Raw genomic sequence first — 18,131 nt, 5'->3', positions numbered from 1 at the left:
CCGATGAGAGCCACGACCCGCGTCCTGCCGCCGCTGCTCGCGCTGCTGCTCGCCGTCGTCGCGGGAGGGGCGGCGGCCCGGTCGGTGGACGCCGCGCCCGACCGCGCGCAGCAGCGCCACGAGGTCGGCTACGACCGGTACTCGATGACGGTCGACGGGGAGCGGGTCCTGCTGTGGGCCGGGGAGTTCCACTACTTCCGCCTGCCGAGCCCGGACCTGTGGCGCGACGTGCTGGAGAAGATCAGGGCGGCGGGGTTCAACGGGGTGTCGCTGTACTTCCACTGGGGCTACCACTCGCCGAAGCAGGGCGTGTACGACTTCACCGGGGTCCGCGACATCGACCGGCTGCTCGCGCTGACCGAGGAGCTGGGCCTGTACGTGGTCGCGCGGCCGGGGCCCTACATCAACGCCGAGACCACCGGCGGCGGGATGCCCGCGTGGCTGAAGCAGGTGCCGGGTCGGGCCAGGTCGAGCGATGACGGGTACACGGCGGCGTACCGGGACTGGCTCGACCGCGTCGACCCGATCATCGCCCGGCACCAGGTCACCAGGGGCGGCTCGGTCATCGCCTACAACGTGGAGAACGAGTACGGCGCGAACGTCGACCCGCTGTACATGGAGCAGTTGCAGCGGACGGCCCGCGAGCACGGCATCGACGTGCCGATCACGCACAACAACTGCTGCGGCGGCACCCTGCCGAACTGGTCGTCCGGCCAGGGCGCGGTGCAGATCCCCGGCGTGGACGACTACCCGCAGTCCTTCGACTGCCCGAACCCGGACACGACCTGGGGTCCGTGGGGCGACGGCATCACCCGGCGCCTGCGCGAGGACGCCCCGGTCTACGCCGCCGAGTACCAGGCGGGCGCCATCGACCTCGCCAACGCGGGGTACGAGAAGTGCGGGCGCCTCACCGGGCCGGACTACATGAGGGTGTTCTACAAGTCCAACGTCGTGGGCAGCGGCGCGACGGTGTTCAACTACTACATGGCCTTCGGCGGCACGTCGTGGGGCTGGCTCCCGCAGCCCAACGACGTCTACACCTCCTACGACTACGGCGCGGCGATCACCGAGGGGCGTCGGCTCACGCCGAAGTACGACGAGTTCAAGCGGCAGGGCTACTTCGTCACCTCGGTGGCACCGCTGGCGAAGACCGACCCGTCCGCCGCGCCCGTGCCCGCCGACCCCGCGGTGGGGACGCGGGCCAGGGCCAACCCCGACACCGGGACGCAGTTCGTCCTGCTGCGGCACGCCGACCGCGCGGACACCGCCGACCTCGCCACGACGCTGGACTGGTCCACCCCGGACGGCCGCTACCGGGTGCCGGTCCGGATCGCCGGACGGGACGCGAAGATCCTCGTGGCGGGCTACGACCTCGGCGGCCAGCGGCTCGTGTGGTCCACGTCGGAGATCCTGACCCACGCGCCCGTCGGCGGCCGGGACGTCGCCGTGCTGCACGGCCGGGACGGCGAGGACGGGTCCACCGTGCTGCGGTACTCCTCCGCACCGTCGGTGCGGGTGCTGGACGGCCGGGTCGCCTCGTCGTTCGACGCCGCCACGGGCGACCTGCGGCTGGACTACCGCCACTCCGGCCTGGCGAGGGTGCTCGTGTCCGGTGGCGGCAGGCCGCCGCTGCTCCTGCTGCTCGCCACCGGCGAGGAGGCCGCGCGGTTCTGGCGGCTGGACACCGGTGGCGGCACGGTCCTCGTCCGCGGCACGGCGCTCGCGCGGTCCGCGAGCGCGGTCGGCGGCACCGTGCGGCTGCGCGCCGACGTCGACCGCGCCGGTGAGGTCGAGGTGTTCGGACCGGCGTCCGCGCGGCGGCTCGTCGTCGGCGGCGAACGGGTGCGGGTCACCCGGACGTCGAGCGGCAGCCTGCTCGGGGAGGTCGCCGGACCCCGGCCGGTGGCGCTGCCGCCGCTGACCGAGTGGCGGCACCGCGTCGACGTCCCCGAGGCGGCTCCGGGGTTCGACGACTCCGGCTGGACGATCGCGGACCGGACCACCACCGAGAGCCCGATCAAGCCCAAGACCCTGCCCGTGCTCTACAGCGGCGACTACGGGTTCCACCACGGGAACGTCTGGTACCGCGGCAGGTTCACCCCCACCGGCGGGGAGACCGCGATCTCGTTGAACGCGATCACCGGACGGCGGGGGATCTACCTGGTGTGGGTCGACGGCCACTACGTCGGCTCGGCGGCCGGGGGCGTCCAGTCCGACTCCGAGCCGGTGAACCCCGATCCGGGCAGGGGCGACTTCACCATCCCGCCGGGCCTGGTCGAACGGGGCCGACCCGTCACGATCTCGGTGCTGGTGGAGAACATGGGCCACAACGACGACTGGACCGCCGACGACACGCGCTTCAAGCAGCCGCGCGGGCTCTTCGGCGCGCGGCTCGTCGGCTCCACGGCGCCGATCTCGTGGCGGGTGCGGGGCGCGGAGGGCGGCGAGGACCTGACCGACCCGGCGCGCGGGCCGCTGAACACCGGCGGTCTGCACGGCGAGCGCGCGGGCTGGCACCTGCCCGGCTACCCGGACCGGACGTGGCAGCGGTCGAGGTCGTTCGCGGACGTGCCGCTCCCCGCCGGGGTGTCCTGGCACCGCACCACGTTCCGGCTCGACCTGCCCGAGGGCCACGACGTCCCGATCGCGCTCCGCTTCGCGCCGGACGGGTCCCCGAACCAGCGGGTGCTGGTCTTCCTCAACGGGTGGAACGTCGGCCAGTACCTCGGCGACCTCGCCGCGCAGCAGGACTTCGTGCTCCCGAACGGGCTGCTGCGCGCGCACGGCGTGAACGCGCTGTCCCTCGCGGTGATCGACACCGACGGCGCGGAGGCCGGGGCGGGCGGGGTCGGCCTGGTGACGACGGGCGCGGTCCGCGGCGGTGTCGCCGTGCGGGACGTGCCCGCCCCTGGGTACGCGGACCTCCACCCGCGGGGGTGAGGGGTTTCCGGTGACCGTGTGGGACGTGCCCGTGCCGGGGTGCGCGGACCTCCACCCACGGGGGTGAGGGGTCTCCGGTGAGCGGCGGTGGCCGCTCACCGGTTCCGGGCCGGGCGCACGCCCGGCGTCAGGCCAGGTGCACGCCCAGTCCGGTCGCGCCCGGAGCCACGTCCGGTCGCAGCACGAGGCGTTCGTCGTAGTCGCCGCCGTTCTGCGTCCGGTACGGGACGGGGTCGGTCGTGGGGATGGCGCGCAGGCGTCCGCGGAGTTCCTCGGCGGCCCCCTCGCCCTCCTCGGGGGTGAACCGGTCCGCGCCGGGGAGCAGCAGCGGGGGCAGCACCCGCGCCCCCGCGTAGAACAGGGTGCCGTGCAGCAGCGGGAACAGCAGCTCGTCGGCGGCGCCGTGGATGCCCCGCCCGCCGTAGGACCACGCGGGCCCGCCCGCCGTCACGACGGCCAGCGCGCGCTTGCCCGCGAGGAACCCGTCCCCGTAGCCGATCCACTCCCCGCCGGGACCGCGCAGCCCGTACGCGTAGCCCTGGAGCCAGACCTTGTCGAACCAGCCCTTGAGGATGGCGGGCATCCCGAACCACCACAGGGGGAACTGGACGACGACCGTGTCCGCCCGGTCGATCTTCTCCTGCTCGGCCCGGACGTCCCGGCTCAGCGCGCCGCTCTCGTAGGCGTGCTTCGCGGCGGCGGCGACCCGGAACCGCTCGGCGGGGTCGTGGGCGTAGCCCTCGGTGTCGACGACGGGGTTCCAGCGCATCGCGTAGAGGTCCGACACCTCGACCTCGTGGCCGTCGGCGGCGAGTGCCCGCCACCCCTCCTTCGCGAGGAAACCGTTGAGCGAGCGGGGATCGGGGTGGGCGAGGATCCAGAGGACGTTCATGCCGTCGATCATCGGACGGCGGGACGGCCGCGACGACTGGCCCGATGGACAACATGTGCGAAGATCGGGCCATGACCGTGTTCGCTCGCGACGGTCGCCACCGCGTGGCGGTCCTGGTTCGCGACGGGGTGCTCCCGTTCGAGCTGAGCACCGTCCACCGGCTGTTCGGCCAGGCCCGCTCGGCCGGTGGCGTCGCGCTCTACGAGGTCGTGACGTGCGCGCCCGTGCCCGGCGAGATCCGGACGGACGCGGACTTCACCGTCTCCGTCGCCCACGGCCCCGAGGCGCTGGCCGAGGCGGACACCGTCGTCGTACCGGGGTCGGAGGCCGACCACGGGCCCTGGGACGGCGCGCTCGACCCGCCGCTGGCCGCCGCGCTGGCCCGGATCCGCCCCGGTGCGCGGATCGCGTCGATCTGCACGGGGTCGTTCGTGCTGGCCGCGGCGGGACTGCTCGCGGGCAAGCGGGCGACCGCGCACTGGCGCTCGTCGGCACGGGCGCGGGAGCGCTTCCCGGACGTCGCGTTCGACCTCGACGTCCTCTACACCGACGACGGCGGCGTGCTCACCTCGGCGGGCGCGGCGTCGGGCATCGACCTGTGCCTGCACATGATCCGCACCGACCACGGCGCCGCGGTCGCCGACGACGTGGCCCGCGGCACGGTCGTCCCGCCGCACCGCGAGGGCGGGCAGGCGCAGTACGTGAAGCGGCCGATGCCGGACCAGCGGACCTCCTCGACCAGCCGGGCGCGCGGGTGGGCGCTCGCGAACCTGCACCGGCCCGTCACGCTGCGGGAACTGGCGGCCCAGGAGTCGACGAGCACGCGGACGTTCACCCGGCGCTTCCGCGACGAGATCGGCACGTCGCCGGGGCGGTGGCTCGTCCACCAGCGCGTGGAACGGGCGTGCGCCCTCCTGGAGCGCACCGACCTGCCCGTCGAGGAGGTGGCCGCCGCCGCCGGGTTCGGCACCGCCGGGTCGCTGCGCCTGCACCTCCAGGCGGAGCTGGGGCTCTCGCCCACCGCCTACCGCGCCGCGTTCCGCGACCGGGGGCGGTGAGCCCGGCACGTGCTGCCCGAGGGCGGAGCGGGCACCGTCCCGTGGGCAGCCCGTGCGTCGCGCCCCCGGTCTCAGGGGGAGCGCGGTGAGATCCGCCCGAGCACCTCGTCCAGGTGCCCCTCGGGCGCGGCGGACGCGTAGTAGCCCCGGTACAGGTCCGTCAGCAGCCGCGCGACACCGTCCGCGTCGGGTTCGGCGCGGTCGGTGATCCCCTTCCACAGGACCAGCATCGGCACCCGGCCGCCCGGCGTCGCGAGGTCGGGCGCGGAGTAGTCGCGCAGCAGGCCCAGCGGGTGCGCTCCCCAGCGGGCGTAGAAGGCGAGGCGCCGCGCGGGGAGCGGGTCGTCCGGTGTCCGCGCGGGGTCCTCCACCTCCAGGACGACCCCGCGGACCGCCCCCTCCGCGCGCAGGTCGGCCGCGACCGCCTCCAGCACGGCCGCTCCCGCGCCGCCGCCGCGCGTGGACGGCGCCACGGCCAGGTACTCCAGGTAGGCGGTGGCGGACCGGGTGAGCAGGAGCGCCGTCGCGAACCCGACCACGGTCCCGTCGGCGGCCCGCGCGATCCACAGCCACGTGCTGTCGCGGCGGGAGACGGTGTCGTGCGGGCCGCGCTCGCTCGGCGGGAACGCCTCCCGCCAGATCGCCCTGATCCGCTGGAGATCGGACTCGGGGACGGTGTCCCAGCCCTGCCGCCGCACCGATGGCGGGGTCGGGCCGTTCGCGCTCGTCGTCATCGGCCACGGCTCCTCGTCGGTGACGGGTGGTCGCGCTGATTGTCGGCGGTGCCACCCTGTCCGGCGACCGGGACCCCGGTCGCCGGACCAGGTGGCACGACCGGCTCGACGTGGTCCGGGCCTTCGCCCTCGCCGCCGAACGGCTCGGCTTCGACGGCGTCGAGCCGCACGGCCCCCTCCTCGACCTGGTCGCCGTGGGCCGCCTGCTCATCGCCGGCCCCGGCCGGGCGGCCGAGACGCCTGCGAGCCGCGAGGGCGGGACCACCGCCTCCACGGCGCCGGCCACCGTGCGCCGACGAGGTCGGTGGGGCCACAACACTTCCACAACGTTCCCCACCGGTCGCGCCGGTCACCATCCCCCTGGACCGAGAGACCGGAGGAGGACCGATGCTCGTGCGACACGCCGCGACGCTCGCGACCGCGCTGGCCCTGGCGGGCTGCGCGTCGGCCCCTCCGGAGGAACCGACACCGGTGGTGCTGGCCGGTGCGGACCTGCGCCTGCCGCTCGACGAGTACCTGCTGTCACCCGACCAGCTGAACGACCTGGGCCGGGCGCGGGTCGTGCTGACCCGCGAGTGCATGCGGGAAGCCGGGTTCGACTACCCGCCCGAGGGCGAGCGGGTCGACGTCGGGCTGCGCGGTTGGAACGAGCGTCGGTACGGCATCACCGACGAGGCCACGGCCGCCGTCGACGGGTACGGGGTGGGGGAGAGCGCCCCGGTGGGGTCCCGGACCGAGCCGACGCCGGAGGAACGGGTGGCGCTGGAGGGGGCGGGCGGCTGCATCGAGCGCGTCGAGGACGGGCAGCGCCGGAGCAGGCGGCCCGGTCTCGACCGCGAGCTCGCGCTCCGGCTCGCCGGGGAGAGCTTCACCCGTTCCCGCGAAGCCCCGCGCGTGCGCGCCGTCGTCGAGGCGTGGTCGGCGTGCGTGCGCGCGCGGGGCTTCGACTACCCCGATCCGCTGGCCCCCTCCTCCGACGCCCGGTTCGCCGGTCCGGCGACCCCCGACGAGCTGGCCGTGGCCGCGGCGGACCTCGCCTGCAAGGAGGAGACCAACCTCGTCGGCGTGTGGTTCGACGAGGAGCGGTCGATCCAGCGCGACCTCGTCGCGGCCAACCGCGCCGCGCTGGCCGAGGTGCGGGAGGCCAACGCGGCGGACGTCGAGCAGGCCCGCCGGTCGCTCGGCCCCTGAGACGGCGCGGCCGCACGGGCCGCGTGAGAGAGGAACACGACCATGCGCAACACCTTCACCCGACTGGGACCGCTGCTGGGCGCTGCCGCGCTGGCGGTGGTCGGCTTCACCGGCACGGCGGCGGCGGGTCCGGCCGCGTCGACCAGCGACACCGTGGCGGTGACCACGGCGGACGCGAAGTCGAGCCCCGTCCGCGCCAGAACCGACGCCAAGGCGCAAGCCTTCTTCAACGGCTACTGCGAGTACTTCGAGCTGTGCATGTTCCACCTGAACGGCTTCCAGGGCAGCGGGATCGACTTCCCGGCCTTCGTGGGCTTCACCGAGTCGACCTACGTCGACAACGCCTTCGTGTCACCCGGCCAGGGCCAGGGGCAGAGCCCCGCGAACAACGCCCGCAGCCTGTTCAACGCGGACCCGTTCTACTCCGTGCTCGGGTGCATCGGCGAGAACCTGACGGGCATGTGCGCCTTCCAGCCACCGCTCACCGGCGGTGACCTGTTCCCGGACTACTTCCTGAACCTGGAGTCGCACGCCTACTGATCGACCGCGAACCCGGTGGGGCCCGCCTCGGCGGGCCCCACCGCCACGTCCGACCGGGTCAGCGCGACAGGCAGGCCAGTTCCGCCCTGATCCGGTCCGCGGCGGCCAGCCCCAGGTCGGTGTAGATCGCGATGGCGCTGTCGTAGTGCGGGCGCGCGGCGGCCGCCCCGGTCGTCCTGGCCAGGCCGTGGTGGGCGCGGGCGACCTGCTCGTGGGCGCCGATCCGGGTGGCCGCGGCCAAGGCCTCGGCGTGGTTCGCGCGGGCTGCGGCGGTGCTCCCGCTCGCCTGGAGCGCCTCGCCGAGCCCGTTGAGCGACCAGGCTTCGCCGTCGCGGTCCCCGTACCGGCGGAACAGGTCGAGCGACCGCCGGTGGTGGGCCGCGGCGTCGTACGGACGGCCGCGCAGCGTCTCGGCCCTGCCGAGGCCGTCGACCGCCCACGCCTCGCTGTCGCGGTGGCCGAACAGCGCGAACAGCTCGGCCGCCTCGGTGTGCAGCTCGACGGCCTCCGCCAGGTCGCCCGAGGCCGCGGCCACCTCCGCCAGGCCGACCTTCACCCACGCCTCGCCGAAGCGGTGCCCGGTCCGGCGGTGCAGCAGCAGCGCCTGCCGCAGGTGGTCCCGGCCCACGTCCCTGCGACCGGTCCTGGCCTCGATCGTGCCGAGCCTGGTCAGCACGTGCGCGGGGCCGCCGACGTCGCCGGTCCCGCGGTACCTGGCCAGCGCTCCCGCGTAGTGGTCGAGCGCCGTGCCGTACCGGCCGCTCCGCTCCTCCAGCATCCCGACGGTGCCGAGCGCCCGCGCCTGGCCGAGCGGGTCGCCGACCTCGGAGAACAGCGCGAACGCCGTCCACATGTCCGCGGCGGCGACCTCAGGCCGACCGGCCTGCATGTGGGCACCGGCCAGTGCGACGAGCACGTGCGCCTCGGCGGCGCGGTCACCGGTGGCCCGCGCCGCCGCCCTGGCGTGCCCGTGCACCGCCAGCGCCACCGTGTCGGGGTAGCCGTCGAGGAAGCGGAACAGCAGCCTGGACAGGCGGACGGCGTGCTCCGGCACGCCCGCCGTCGCCGCGTGCGCGGCCAGCGCCTGCACGGCGGCCAGTTCGGCGTCCAGCCACTCGCGCGCCTCGACGGTGCCGCGCAGGTCCGGCACCGGGCCCGTCGAGGCGGCCACGGTCGGGCGGCGGTCGGCCTCGCCGGGGTAGAGCAGGTCCATCGCCGCGGCGGCGGTGGCGAGGTAGTAGTCGTAGACCCGGTCGAGCGCGGCGCGCTCGTCGCGCCCGGTCTCCGCGGCGTAGGCCTTCAGCAGGTCGTGCATGCCGTACCGGTCGACGCCGGCGGGCTGCACCAGGTGCGCGCGGGCCAGGGTGTCCAGGGTGGTCCTGGCCTCGTCGAGCGGACGGTCGACCAGTGCGGCGAGCACGTGGGCGTCGAACACCGGCGCCGGGTGGCGGCCGAGCGCGGCGAAGGCGCGGACGACCTCGGCGTCGAGCTGCCGCAGCGACCAGGAGAACACCGTCCGCACCGCGGCCCGCTGGTCGCCACCGCCGCTGAACAGGTCGAGGGTGCGCTGGGCGGCGCTCAGCTCGTCCACCAGCCGGGACAGCGTCGTGGCTGGCCGGGACGCGGCGAGTTCGGCCGCGAGGCGCAGGGCCAGCGGCAGCCGCACGCACCGCTCGGTCAGCGCGGCGGCCGACCCGGGGTCGTCGTCGACGCGGGAGCCGACGAGCCCGCGCACCAGCGCGACGGCGTCGCGGGCGGGCAACCGGTCCACCACGAGCCGGTGAGCGCCGTGCAGGGCGACGAGCCCGGCGAGGGAGTCGCGGCTGGTCACCACCACGGCGCAGGAGCGGGTGCCCGGCAGCAGCGGCCGGACCTGCTCGACGGTGGCGGCGTTGTCCAGCACGACCAGCATCCGCCTGCCGGACACCTCGGTGCGGAACCGGGCCGCGCGCTCGGCCAGCCCGAGCGGCACCTCCCCGCCGGGGGGCAGCAGCGCGGTCAGGAACGCGGCCAGCCCGTCGGCGGGCGACACCGGCTGGTCCGGGTCGTACCCGCGCAGGTCCAGGTAGAGCTGCCCGTCCGGGAAGCGGTCCCGGACCCGGTGCCCCCAGCGCACGGCCGTCGCCGTCTTGCCTGCCCCGGCCGTGCCGACCAGGCAGACGATCACCGGTTCCCGGCCGGTGCCCGCGGCGAGCCGGTCCAGCTCGGCCAGCTCACCCGCCCGCCCGGTGAACGCGGCGACGTCGGCGGGGAGCTGCGCGGGCACCGACGGCACGGCCCGCGGCGGCAGCTCGTTGCGCAGGACGGCCTCGTGCGCGGCGGACAGCTCGGGGCCGGGGTCCGCGCCCAGCTCGTCGCGCAGCGCCCGGCGGATCCGGTCGTGGTGGGCGAGCGCGTCGGCACCGCGACCCACGGCGTGCAGCGCCCGCATCAGCGTCGCGACCGCCGCCTCCTGCAACGGGTGCTCGTCGACCAGCTCGCTCAGCTGCGTGATCGTCGAGGCCGCGCCGCCCGCGCGGATCTCGGCACCCGCCCAGGCCAGGACGGCGGTGGCGTACTCGTGGCGCAGGGCGTCGCGGGTGCGCTCGGCCCAGTCGCCCCGCAGTCCCGCCAGCGGCTCGCCGCGCCAGAGCCCCAGTGCCGCGCGCAGCGCCGCGCGGTCGGCCGACCCCACCCGCAGCGCGCCGCGGAAGCGGAACAGGTCGACCTGCTCGGGCCGGACGTCGAGCCGGTAGCCGCCCGACTCCCGGACCAGCGCGGCGCTTCCCGGTTCGGCCCGGTCGAGCGCGCGCCGGATGCGGGTGATGTGCGCCTGGAGGGACCGCCGGACCTGCTGGGGCGCGGACTCGCCCCAGACCCGGTCCACCAGCGTGTCGACGCCGACCGTGCGACCGGCCTCCAGCAGCAGCACCGCCAGCACCGCCTGCTGGCGCGGCTCACCGACGGCCACGGCCCGTCCGGCCGCGCACAGCCGGATCGGCCCCAGGACCAGAAACTCCACGCCGGCCCCCCAGACGGTCGGTACGCGTGCTCCTCGACCCCCGCATGGTAGGTGCCGGGATCGTGCCCGTCGTGCGGTTTCGCGGCCTGCTCCGGTTACCCGTAGACCCAGCCGCGGTAGGCGTCCAGGTCGACGTTGCCGCCGCACACGACGGTGACCACGTGCCCGCCCGCGAACCGGTCGGGGTCCTCCAGGACGGCGGCGACGCCGAGGGCGGCCGAGGGCTCGACGACCAGGCCCGTGTGCTCCAGGAGCAGCCGCACACCGGTGACGATCGACGACTCCCGGACGAGGACGGCGTCGTCGGCCACCGCGAGCAGGTCGTCCAGGACCTCCGGGATGGGGAAGCGGCCCGCGACGCCGTCGGCGACGGTGTCGGTCGAGTCGGTGGTGACGACGCGGCGCTCGTGCCAGGAGCGGGTCATGGCGGGCGCGCCCGCGGGCTGCACGCAGACCACCTCGACCGCCGGAGCCAGGGTCTTCAGCACGTAGCCCACGCCGGTGGCCAGCGCACCACCGCCCAGGGCGATCAGCACGGTGTCGAACGCCGGGGCCCCGTCCACCAGTTCGAGGCCGATCGTCGCGGCCCCCTCGCAGGTCTCCACGTCCAGGCTGTCCTCGACCAGCCGGACGCCGCGCAGCCGCGCGATGTCCGCCGCCCGCTCGCGGGCCGTCTCGATGTCGCCGTCCACCAGCTCCAGCTCCGCGCCCAGCGCCCGGATCCGGTCGAGCTTCACGGCAGGTGCCCCGCGCGACGCCACGACCGTCACGTCCAGGCCGCGGCGGCGACCGGACCAGGCGAGCGCCTGGCCCAGGTTGCCCGCGCTGGCGCACACCGCGGCCGTCCCGCCCCGCTCGACCAGCAGGCTCGTCACGAGTTCGGTGCCGCGGCCCTTGAAGCTGCGGACCGGGTTCGCCGTTTCGAGCTTGACGCTCACCGCGCAGCCGAGCCGGCGGCCGAGCGCGTCGCACCGGTACAGCGGGGAGTCCAGGAACACCGGGTCGACCAGCTGGCGGGCGGCGTGGATCCGGTCGAGGTCGAGGCGAGTCCTGAGCACGCCGGGACCGTACCCACCCGAGGTCGCGGGCGCCCCGTTCGATCGCGGCCGTGCCACGCCGTTTGCGCGTGCCGTCGCCGGGTACGCCGAGCGGGTCGTCGAAAGCCGAGGGGGACTGCCGTGTCGGTCGAGGAGCGTGTCGGCGCGGAGTTCGGGGTTCCACGGGCCGAGCGGGCGCGGGCGGTGCGCGTGGTCGCGGCGGTGGCGTCGAACGCGGACGAGTGCCGCGAGGTGCTGACCATGCTCGGGCTGGACCCGCGGGAGGCGCGGGCCGTGCCGGACCGGATCGACCCGGACACGTCCGGTCGGTAGGCGGAATAGCGGTCACCCCGCGCTCGTTGCACCAGAGCTGCCCCTCGGGCAGCCACCCCCCACCGAACCCGCGTCTCGTTCGAGCGGGTGCGAGCCTGCGAGGAGAGGTCATGCCGTTGAGGTCGGGAACGAGCACGTCGACGCGTCCGGCCGCGGTGCGCCGGTCGCCGGAGGCGGATCCGCTGGGCCACTACCTGCGCGAGATCGGCTCGACGCCGCTGCTGACCGCCGGGGAGGAGGTCGACCTGGCCAAGCGGATCGAGGCGGGCGTCTACGCCGAGGAGCTGCTGCGCCGCGCCGAGGCCGAGCCGCTGACCCCGCGACGGCGCCGCGACCTGCGCGCGGTGGTGGCCGACGGCCTGCGAGCCAAGGACCACATGATCCGGGCGAACCTGCGCCTGGTCGTGTCGGTCGCCAAGAAGCACGCCTTCCGCGGCCTGCCGCTGCTGGACGTGGTCCAGGAGGGCAACCTCGGCCTGATCCGCGCGGTCGAGAAGTTCGACCACACCAAGGGGTTCAAGTTCTCCACCTACGCCGTCTGGTGGATCCGCCAGGCCGTCGAACGCGGCCTGGCCGACCAGTCCCGCACCATCCGCATCCCCGTCCACGTGACGGAGGAGCTGGGCAAGCTCCAGAAGGTCGAGCGGCGGCTGCGGGCCGAGTCCGACCGCGACCCGACCCCCGAGGAGATCGCGCGGGCGGCCGGGGTGGCGGTGGGCCGGGTCGTGGAGCTGCGGTCCGCGGCACGGGCCACGCTCAGCCTGGAGACCCCGGTCGGCGAGGACGGCGGCACGTCGGTCGCCGACCTGATCGAGGACACCGACGCCGTGCGGGCGGAGGACGTCGTCGAGCAGGAGGCGGTGGCCGCGGAGCTGCGCGCGCTGGTGGACACGCTGCCGGAGCGGCAGGCGCGGATCGTGGCTCGGCGGTTCGGGTTGGCCGACGGTCGCGCGCACACGCTCCAGGAGGTCGCTGACGATCTGGGGTTGACGCGCGAGCGGATTCGGCAGTTGGAGAAGGAGTCGCTGCGGTTGTTGCGCGACCCGGAGCGCAGCGGTGCGTTGCAGGCGTTGACGGCCTGAGGTTCGCTGGTCAGCGGCGGTCGTCGTCCAGCGGGACGGCCCACCGCTGGTCGGCGACGTCCGCCGGGTCGGCCTCCACGTCGCCGACCTCACCGCCGAACACCTCGGCGTGACCGTCGTCGTCGGTCGGAGCGAGCTGCTCCAGGACATCGGCCTCGGCGGCGTCGTCGGCCAGGGGCCCGGGTTCGGGTGCGGTCATCGTCGCCCTCCTGCTCGGTGCGGTACCCGCCTCGGCTACCCGTGGCACCGCGACGGTAACCGCGCCCGTCGGCAGGCCGGGCCACCGCACCGGCGGGACCGGGCGGTCGAAACGCGGTCGCTCCGCCGCCGCGCTCCGTGCGACCCTTCCGCGTCGTGGACGACGGATTCGAGGAACTGGTCGCGGAGGCCGCCGCGGTCGACGTCACGGGCTGGGACTTCTCCTGGCTCGACGGGCGCGCCACCGAGGAGCGGCCACCCTGGGGCTACCAGCGGCTGATGGGCGAGCGGATCGGTCGCGCGGAGGTGAGCCTCGACGTCCAGACCGGTGGCGGCGAGGTGCTGGCGGGTGTCCCGCAGCGCGCGGCCAAGGGCATGGTCGCGACCGAGTCGTGGCCGCCGAACGTCGAGCGGGCCCAGCGGAACCTGCGGGACAAGGGCGTCGTCGTGGTCGCCGACGGGGACGAGCCGCCGCTGCCGTTCGCCGACGGCACCTTCGACCTGGTCACCAGCCGCCACCCGGTGACCGCCCACTGGGGTGAGGTCGCCCGCGTCCTGGCTCCGGGCGGCACCTACCTCTCCCAGCAGGTCGGCCCGGACAGCGGCCACGAGGTCTACGACTTCTTCCTCGGCCCCCAGCCCCTCGGCCGGAGCCGCCGCGAGGCGGAGCTGGCGGAGACCGGGGCGCGGGAGGCCGGGCTGGAGGTGCTGGACCTGCGGACCGCCGAGCTGAGGATGGAGTTCTCCGACGTCGGGGCGATGGTCTACTTCCTGCGCAAGGTGATCTGGTTCGTCCCGGACTTCACCGTCGAGAAGTACCTCGACCGCCTGCGGGCGCTGCACGAGCGGATCGGGGCGGACGGCCCGTTCGTCGCCCACTCCCGCCGCTTCCTCATCGAGGCGCGCAAACCGCTCGACGGCTGAGCCCGCCCGCTGCCTCAGAAGACCTCGCGACGCGGCTCGCGGGCGCGCACCTCGTCCAGGTCGGACAGGCGCTGGAGCCCCTGCACGGCGCGGGACATCCGGTGGTTGCCGCGCAGCCGGGCGGCGTGCCGGTCCAGCCACGCCCAGTAGCCCGCGGTGAACGGGCACGCCCGCTCGCCGGTGCGCTTCTTCGGGTCGAACCAGCAGCCGCGGCAGTGGTCGGTCATCCGGTTGAGGTACGCGCCGCCGCTCAGGTACGGCTTGGTCGCGATGAGACCGCCGTCGGCGTGCTGGCTCATGCCCACCACGTTCACCGGCATGACCCACGGGAAACCGTCCACGAAGGACGTGACGAACCAGTCGTTGAGCGCGGCCGGGTCGTAGCCCCGTTGCAGGGCGTGGTTGCCGAGCACCATCAACCGCTGGATGTGGTGCACCCACCCGTGGTCGCGGACGCCCTCCAGCGCCGTCCGCACGCACGCGGCCCGCACGCCGCCGGGCCGCAGCTCGCGCCACCAGTCCGGCAGCGGCGTGGTGGCGCGGAACTCGTTGTGCCGCCGGTACTCCGGACCCAGGTGCCAGTAGAGGTGCCACACGTACTCGCGCCACCCCAGCACCTGCCGCACGAACCCCTCGACGCTCGCCGTCGGCGCGGTGCCCGCCCGGTAGGCGGCCTCGGCCGCGCGCACGACCTCCAGCGGGTGCAGCAGGCCGTGGTTGAGCGGCACGGACAGCAGCGAGTGCGCCATCGTCGGGTCGCGGGTGAGCACGGCGTCCTCGTGCGGACCGAAGTGCGGCAACCGGTCCCGCACGAACGTCTCCAGCGCGGCCAGCGCCTCCCGCCGCGTGATCGCGAACCAGCGCGGGCCGTCCACGCCCACCGTCGGCAGGTCCATCGCGTCCAGGTCCGCGCGCACCGCGGCGTCGACGGAGTCCTCCTCCGGCCACCACGGCTCCGGCACGTCCAGCCCGGCCGCCCTCGGCGGTGGCTCGCGGTTGTCCGCGTCGTGGTTCCACCGGCCGCCGACCGGGTCGCCGCCGTCGAGCAGCACGCCGAACCGGCGGCGCTGCTCCCGGTAGAAGTCCTCCATCACGAACGAGGTCCGCCCGGCCGCCCAGTCGGTGAACTCCCGGCGCTCCAGCGCGAACGCGGGCGTGGGCAGCACCTCGACCCCCAGCCGCCGCAGCAGCGCCTCCGCGGCGCGCGACCCCGGCTGGTAGGCGACCAGGGGCTTGCCGAACCCGCGCACGGCGTCCGCGTACGTCTCGGCGCGGACGACGGTCGCGCGGTCGCCCAGCTCGGCGGCGAGGTGCCGGATGCCGGACAGCACGAGGTGCAGCTTCTGCCGGTGGTACGGCCTGCGCCGCAGCGCCGCGGCGGACTCGACGAGCAGGACCTCCCCGGTGTGCTCGGAGTGGAAGTGCGGGCCCAACTGGTCGCCGAACAGCAGCAGCGCCGTCACCGGACCGCTGTTCCCGCCAGGACGGTGCTGATCACGGCTCGACGCTAGGGCGCGCGCCGCGCTCCCGCACGACGGGCGGACCACGGCCCCACGGTCGGGCGACCCGGCGGTCGGCCGTGGAGCACGACGGGTGCCGCGGGCACAGACTGGTCGGCGTGCCGATGCTGCCCGTTCCGCCCGCCGACCAGCCCGGTGTGCTCGACTGGGTGCGCCTGCACCTGGGAGACCTGACCCGCGAACCGGGGGGAGCCGTCGCGGCGTCGGCGTTCGCCGGGGGGCAGGGGGCCGCGGACGCCGCACTCGCCCGCCTCGACGTGACCGGGTACGCGAGCACCCGCGGCACCGTGCTGCCCCGGTCCGAGCGCGGGGCCAGCCGGATGTCGCCCTACCTCCGCCACGGTCTGGTCACGCTGCCGGAGGTGTGGTCGGCCGTGGACGGCGCGCCGGAGCGGGACCGGGTGAAGTACCGCGACGAGCTGCTGTGGCAGGAGTACGCCCGCCACCTGTACTCCCGGCTGGGTGAGCGGACCGCCCGGCCGCTGCGCTACCGGCAGCCGAGCACCGGAGCCGGGTGGTCGCGGGACCCGTGGCCGGGGGACATGGCGTGCGTGTCGGCGATGGTGACGGAGCTGCACCGGGACGGCTGGCTCGTGAACCAGGCGCGGATGTGGCTGGCCTCGCAGTGGGCCGTGCGCGCGGGCCGGGACTGGGCGCAGGGCGAGGACGAGATGTTCGCGCACCTGGTGGACGGCTCCCGCGCGGCGAACCGGCTCGGCTGGCAGTGGACGGTGGGCACGGGCAGCGGCAAGCCCTACGGTTTCAGCCGCGGGCAGGTCGAGCGGCGGGCGCCGTCGCTGTGCGCGTCGTGCCCGCTGGCCGCGGACTGCCCGGTGGAGTCGTGGCCGGACGCGGAACCCGGTCCGCCGGTGGACGGGCCCGACCTGGGCCGGGCGCCCGTCCCGGCGGGTCCGGCGCGCGTCGAGGGCGGCGGTGGTGAGGTGGTGTGGCTGACGGCGGAGTCGCTGGGCGACCGCGACCCGGCGCTGGCCGCCGTACCGGACCGGCCCGCGGTGTTCGTGTTCGACGAGCCGCTGCTGGCCCGGTTGCGGCTGTCCGGGACCAGGCTGGTGTTCCTCGCGCAGACCCTCGGCGAACTGGCGGCCACCCGGCCCGTGCGGGTGCACCGGGGCCGTCCGGCGGAGGAGCTGGCCGGGCGGAGCGTCGCGGCGACCTGGACCCCGGTCCCCGGCTGGCAGCGGATCGCGCGGGCGGTGCGGCCGGTCGAGGTGCACCCGTGGCCCTGGTTGATCAGGCCCGAGTCGTTCGCCCTGCGGTCGTACAGCGCGTGGCGCCGCCACGCACGGCCGCGCTGACAGGGCACTCCGGTCCTCCGACGACGGACCTTCGGACCTGTTCGCGGTCCTGGTCCCCGCGCACGCTGGAACCACGCCCGCGTGCGGTCGGCCGTCGGATCGACGCGCGGCGGTGGGGGCAGTCACCGTCCACAGCGGGAAGGACCTGTCATGACCGGAGGACCCGCACCGATCGTGGTCGGCGTCGACGGATCGAGTTCCGCGCTCGACGCCGTGGCGTGGGCCGCGCAGGAGTCCGCTCGGCACGGCGTGCGGCTGCGCCTGGTGCACGCGCTGTTCGTGCCCGTCCGGGGCTACCCCGAACTCCTGGTCACCGAGTACGAGGTGCGCCGGGCGGCGGAGGAGCAGGCCGACGCCTGGCTCGCCGCGGCCGAGGAGGCGGCGAGGACCGCCGCGCCCACCGTCGACGTCGAGGCCGTCACGCCGTTCGGGTCGGTGGTGCCGGTGCTCGTCGGCGAGTCCCGCCGCGCCAGGATGATCGTCCTCGGCTCGCAGGGGCTGGGCGGCTTCACCGGTCTGCTGGTCGGTTCCACGGCGGTGGGGCTGTCGGCTCACGGGGAGTGCCCGGTGGTGGTCGTCCGCGGCACACCCCCCGAGGGTGGTCCGGTCGTCGTCGGGGTGGACGGGTCTCCCGCCAGCGAGGCCGCGATCGAGTTCGCGTTCGACGCGGCGTCGACGCGCGGGGCGTCGCTGACGGCGGTGATGACGTGGACCGACTTCCTGGTCGGCAGCCCGTACGACGAGGCGCGGCAGGCGATCGACTGGGAGGAGGTGGAGCAGGCCGAGCGGCGGTTGCTCGCGCAGCGGATGGCCGGGTGGCAGGAGAAGTACCCGGACGTCCACGTCGACCGCCTCGTCGTGCGGGACCGGCCGGTCCGCGCGCTGCTGAGGCTGGCGCGGGACGCGCGGCTCCTCGTCGTGGGCAGCCGGGGGCACGGCGGGTTCGCCGGGATGCTGCTGGGCTCGACCAGCCAGGCGCTGGTCTACCACGCCCCGTGCCCGCTCGCGGTGGTCCGACCGGACCCGCGCAGGCCGGGGTAGCGCGCGGAGCGGGGTGGGCCCGCACGGCGCGGCGGGCTGCCGGAGGAGGAGACGCGCGGATGGTGCACGGGCCCGAGCCCGGTGGTGGCGGCGCGGAGGTGAGCCTCGCCGGGTTGCGCTTGGACGAGCTGCTCGGCGAGGTGGGTGAGCGGCTGACCGAGATCGCCACGACCCGCGACCAGATGCGGAGCCTGCTAGACGCGGTGCTGGCGGTGGGGTCGGGGCTGGAGCTGGATTCGACGCTCCAGCGGATCGTGGACGCGGCGGTGGAGCTGGTGGGTGCGCGGTACGGGGCGTTGGGTGTGTTGGGGACCAGGGACGACC

General features: G+C 75.4%; 15 protein-coding genes and 1 pseudogene. 10 read left to right on the top strand and 6 right to left on the bottom strand.

Features of this window, described 5'->3' with window-relative positions; all coding sequences use genetic code 11:
* Positions 1-3 precede the first annotated feature (3 nt).
* Positions 4-2,940 carry a beta-galactosidase gene (locus AC156L_RS03360; protein WP_330878553.1) on the top strand — a complete coding sequence of 979 codons (2,937 nt, stop codon included), beginning with the start codon at positions 4-6 and terminating at the stop codon, positions 2,938-2,940.
* A 127-nt stretch (positions 2,941-3,067) separates the two neighbouring features.
* On the opposite strand, the gene AC156L_RS03355 is transcribed toward AC156L_RS03360, so the two are convergent.
* Positions 3,068-3,832: an NAD(P)H-dependent oxidoreductase gene (locus AC156L_RS03355; protein WP_330878554.1), complete on the bottom strand. Its 765-nt coding sequence runs from the start codon at positions 3,830-3,832 to the stop codon at positions 3,068-3,070.
* A 44-nt stretch (positions 3,833-3,876) separates the two neighbouring features.
* Between AC156L_RS03355 and AC156L_RS03350 the strand changes: the two genes are divergently transcribed.
* Positions 3,877-4,890 carry a GlxA family transcriptional regulator gene (locus AC156L_RS03350; RefSeq protein ID WP_330878555.1) on the top strand — a complete coding sequence of 338 codons (1,014 nt, stop codon included), beginning with the start codon at positions 3,877-3,879 and terminating at the stop codon, positions 4,888-4,890.
* 71 nt (positions 4,891-4,961) lie between these two features.
* On the opposite strand, the gene AC156L_RS03345 is transcribed toward AC156L_RS03350, so the two are convergent.
* The gene (locus AC156L_RS03345; protein WP_330878556.1) at positions 4,962-5,624 is read right to left on the bottom strand and encodes a GNAT family N-acetyltransferase; all 663 of its coding nucleotides are present in this window, start codon (positions 5,622-5,624) and stop codon (positions 4,962-4,964) included.
* A 387-nt stretch (positions 5,625-6,011) separates the two neighbouring features.
* On the opposite strand from AC156L_RS03345, the gene AC156L_RS03340 reads away from it, so the two are divergent.
* Together AC156L_RS03340 and AC156L_RS03335 are read left to right on the top strand one after the other, a co-directional pair.
* The gene (locus tag AC156L_RS03340) at positions 6,012-6,815 is read left to right on the top strand and encodes a hypothetical protein (protein WP_330878557.1); all 804 of its coding nucleotides are present in this window, start codon (positions 6,012-6,014) and stop codon (positions 6,813-6,815) included.
* A gap of 42 nt (positions 6,816-6,857) precedes the next feature.
* A complete protein-coding gene (locus tag AC156L_RS03335; protein WP_330878558.1) occupies positions 6,858-7,355 on the top strand; it encodes a hypothetical protein in 498 nt (165 codons plus the stop codon).
* 58 nt (positions 7,356-7,413) lie between these two features.
* On the opposite strand, the gene AC156L_RS03330 is transcribed toward AC156L_RS03335, so the two are convergent.
* Complete coding sequence (locus tag AC156L_RS03330) at positions 7,414-10,356, bottom strand: AfsR/SARP family transcriptional regulator (protein ID WP_330878559.1); 2,943 nt, start codon at positions 10,354-10,356, stop codon at positions 7,414-7,416.
* Positions 10,357-10,451: 95 nt separating this feature from the next.
* Positions 10,452-11,414 (bottom strand): threonine ammonia-lyase, encoded by a 963-nt coding sequence (locus AC156L_RS03325; protein WP_330878560.1) that lies wholly within the window; start codon positions 11,412-11,414, stop codon positions 10,452-10,454.
* A 120-nt stretch (positions 11,415-11,534) separates the two neighbouring features.
* Here AC156L_RS03325 and AC156L_RS03320 point away from each other — a divergent pair, with 120 nt between their 5' ends.
* Complete coding sequence (locus tag AC156L_RS03320) at positions 11,535-11,726, top strand: hypothetical protein (protein ID WP_330878561.1); 192 nt, start codon at positions 11,535-11,537, stop codon at positions 11,724-11,726.
* A gap of 110 nt (positions 11,727-11,836) precedes the next feature.
* On the top strand, positions 11,837-12,808 hold the full coding sequence (locus AC156L_RS03315; protein WP_330878562.1) for a sigma-70 family RNA polymerase sigma factor: 972 nt from the start codon (positions 11,837-11,839) through the stop codon (positions 12,806-12,808).
* Positions 12,809-12,818: 10 nt separating this feature from the next.
* Here the strand turns inward: AC156L_RS03315 and AC156L_RS03310 are convergent, their stop codons facing one another.
* A complete protein-coding gene (locus AC156L_RS03310) occupies positions 12,819-13,007 on the bottom strand; it encodes a hypothetical protein (protein ID WP_330878563.1) in 189 nt (62 codons plus the stop codon).
* A 155-nt stretch (positions 13,008-13,162) separates the two neighbouring features.
* Between AC156L_RS03310 and AC156L_RS03305 the strand changes: the two genes are divergently transcribed.
* Positions 13,163-13,930, top strand: coding sequence for a class I SAM-dependent methyltransferase (locus AC156L_RS03305; protein WP_330878564.1), 768 nt, complete (start codon positions 13,163-13,165; stop codon positions 13,928-13,930).
* Positions 13,931-13,944: 14 nt separating this feature from the next.
* Here the strand turns inward: AC156L_RS03305 and AC156L_RS03300 are convergent, their stop codons facing one another.
* A complete protein-coding gene (locus AC156L_RS03300) occupies positions 13,945-15,393 on the bottom strand; it encodes a cryptochrome/photolyase family protein (RefSeq protein ID WP_330878565.1) in 1,449 nt (482 codons plus the stop codon).
* A 161-nt stretch (positions 15,394-15,554) separates the two neighbouring features.
* On the opposite strand from AC156L_RS03300, the gene AC156L_RS03295 reads away from it, so the two are divergent.
* The 3 genes and pseudogenes from AC156L_RS03295 to AC156L_RS03285 all read left to right on the top strand — a co-directional run.
* Entirely contained in the window at positions 15,555-16,766 is a 1,212-nt protein-coding gene (locus AC156L_RS03295) for an FAD-binding domain-containing protein (protein ID WP_330878567.1), read from the top strand.
* Between the two features lie 150 nt (positions 16,767-16,916).
* On the top strand, positions 16,917-17,807 hold the full coding sequence (locus AC156L_RS03290) for a universal stress protein (protein ID WP_484406569.1): 891 nt from the start codon (positions 16,917-16,919) through the stop codon (positions 17,805-17,807).
* A gap of 59 nt (positions 17,808-17,866) precedes the next feature.
* Positions 17,867-18,131, top strand: a pseudogene (locus AC156L_RS03285) (histidine kinase); the annotation flags it as partial.

The sequence above is a fragment of the Umezawaea sp. genome (assembly GCF_057122925.1).
Note: the sequence above shows the minus strand (reverse complement) of the source record. Positions and strands in the feature narration are given on the sequence as shown.

Excerpts from the sequence above, each read along its gene's own strand:
- AC156L_RS03315 (WP_330878562.1), top strand. The coding sequence starts at position 11,837 with ATGCCGTTGAGGTCGGGAACGAGCACGTCGACGCGTCCGGCCGCGGTG.
- AC156L_RS03335 (WP_330878558.1), top strand. The coding sequence starts at position 6,858 with ATGCGCAACACCTTCACCCGACTGGGACCGCTGCTGGGCGCTGCCGCG.
- AC156L_RS03350 (WP_330878555.1), top strand. The coding sequence starts at position 3,877 with ATGGACAACATGTGCGAAGATCGGGCCATGACCGTGTTCGCTCGCGAC.
- AC156L_RS03360 (WP_330878553.1), top strand. The coding sequence starts at position 4 with ATGAGAGCCACGACCCGCGTCCTGCCGCCGCTGCTCGCGCTGCTGCTC.
- AC156L_RS03345 (WP_330878556.1), bottom strand. The coding sequence starts at position 5,624 with ATGACGACGAGCGCGAACGGCCCGACCCCGCCATCGGTGCGGCGGCAG.
- AC156L_RS03295 (WP_330878567.1), top strand. The coding sequence starts at position 15,555 with ATGCTGCCCGTTCCGCCCGCCGACCAGCCCGGTGTGCTCGACTGGGTG.
- AC156L_RS03355 (WP_330878554.1), bottom strand. The coding sequence starts at position 3,832 with ATGAACGTCCTCTGGATCCTCGCCCACCCCGATCCCCGCTCGCTCAAC.
- AC156L_RS03310 (WP_330878563.1), bottom strand. The coding sequence starts at position 13,007 with ATGACCGCACCCGAACCCGGGCCCCTGGCCGACGACGCCGCCGAGGCC.
- AC156L_RS03340 (WP_330878557.1), top strand. The coding sequence starts at position 6,012 with ATGCTCGTGCGACACGCCGCGACGCTCGCGACCGCGCTGGCCCTGGCG.
- AC156L_RS03290 (WP_484406569.1), top strand. The coding sequence starts at position 16,917 with ATGACCGGAGGACCCGCACCGATCGTGGTCGGCGTCGACGGATCGAGT.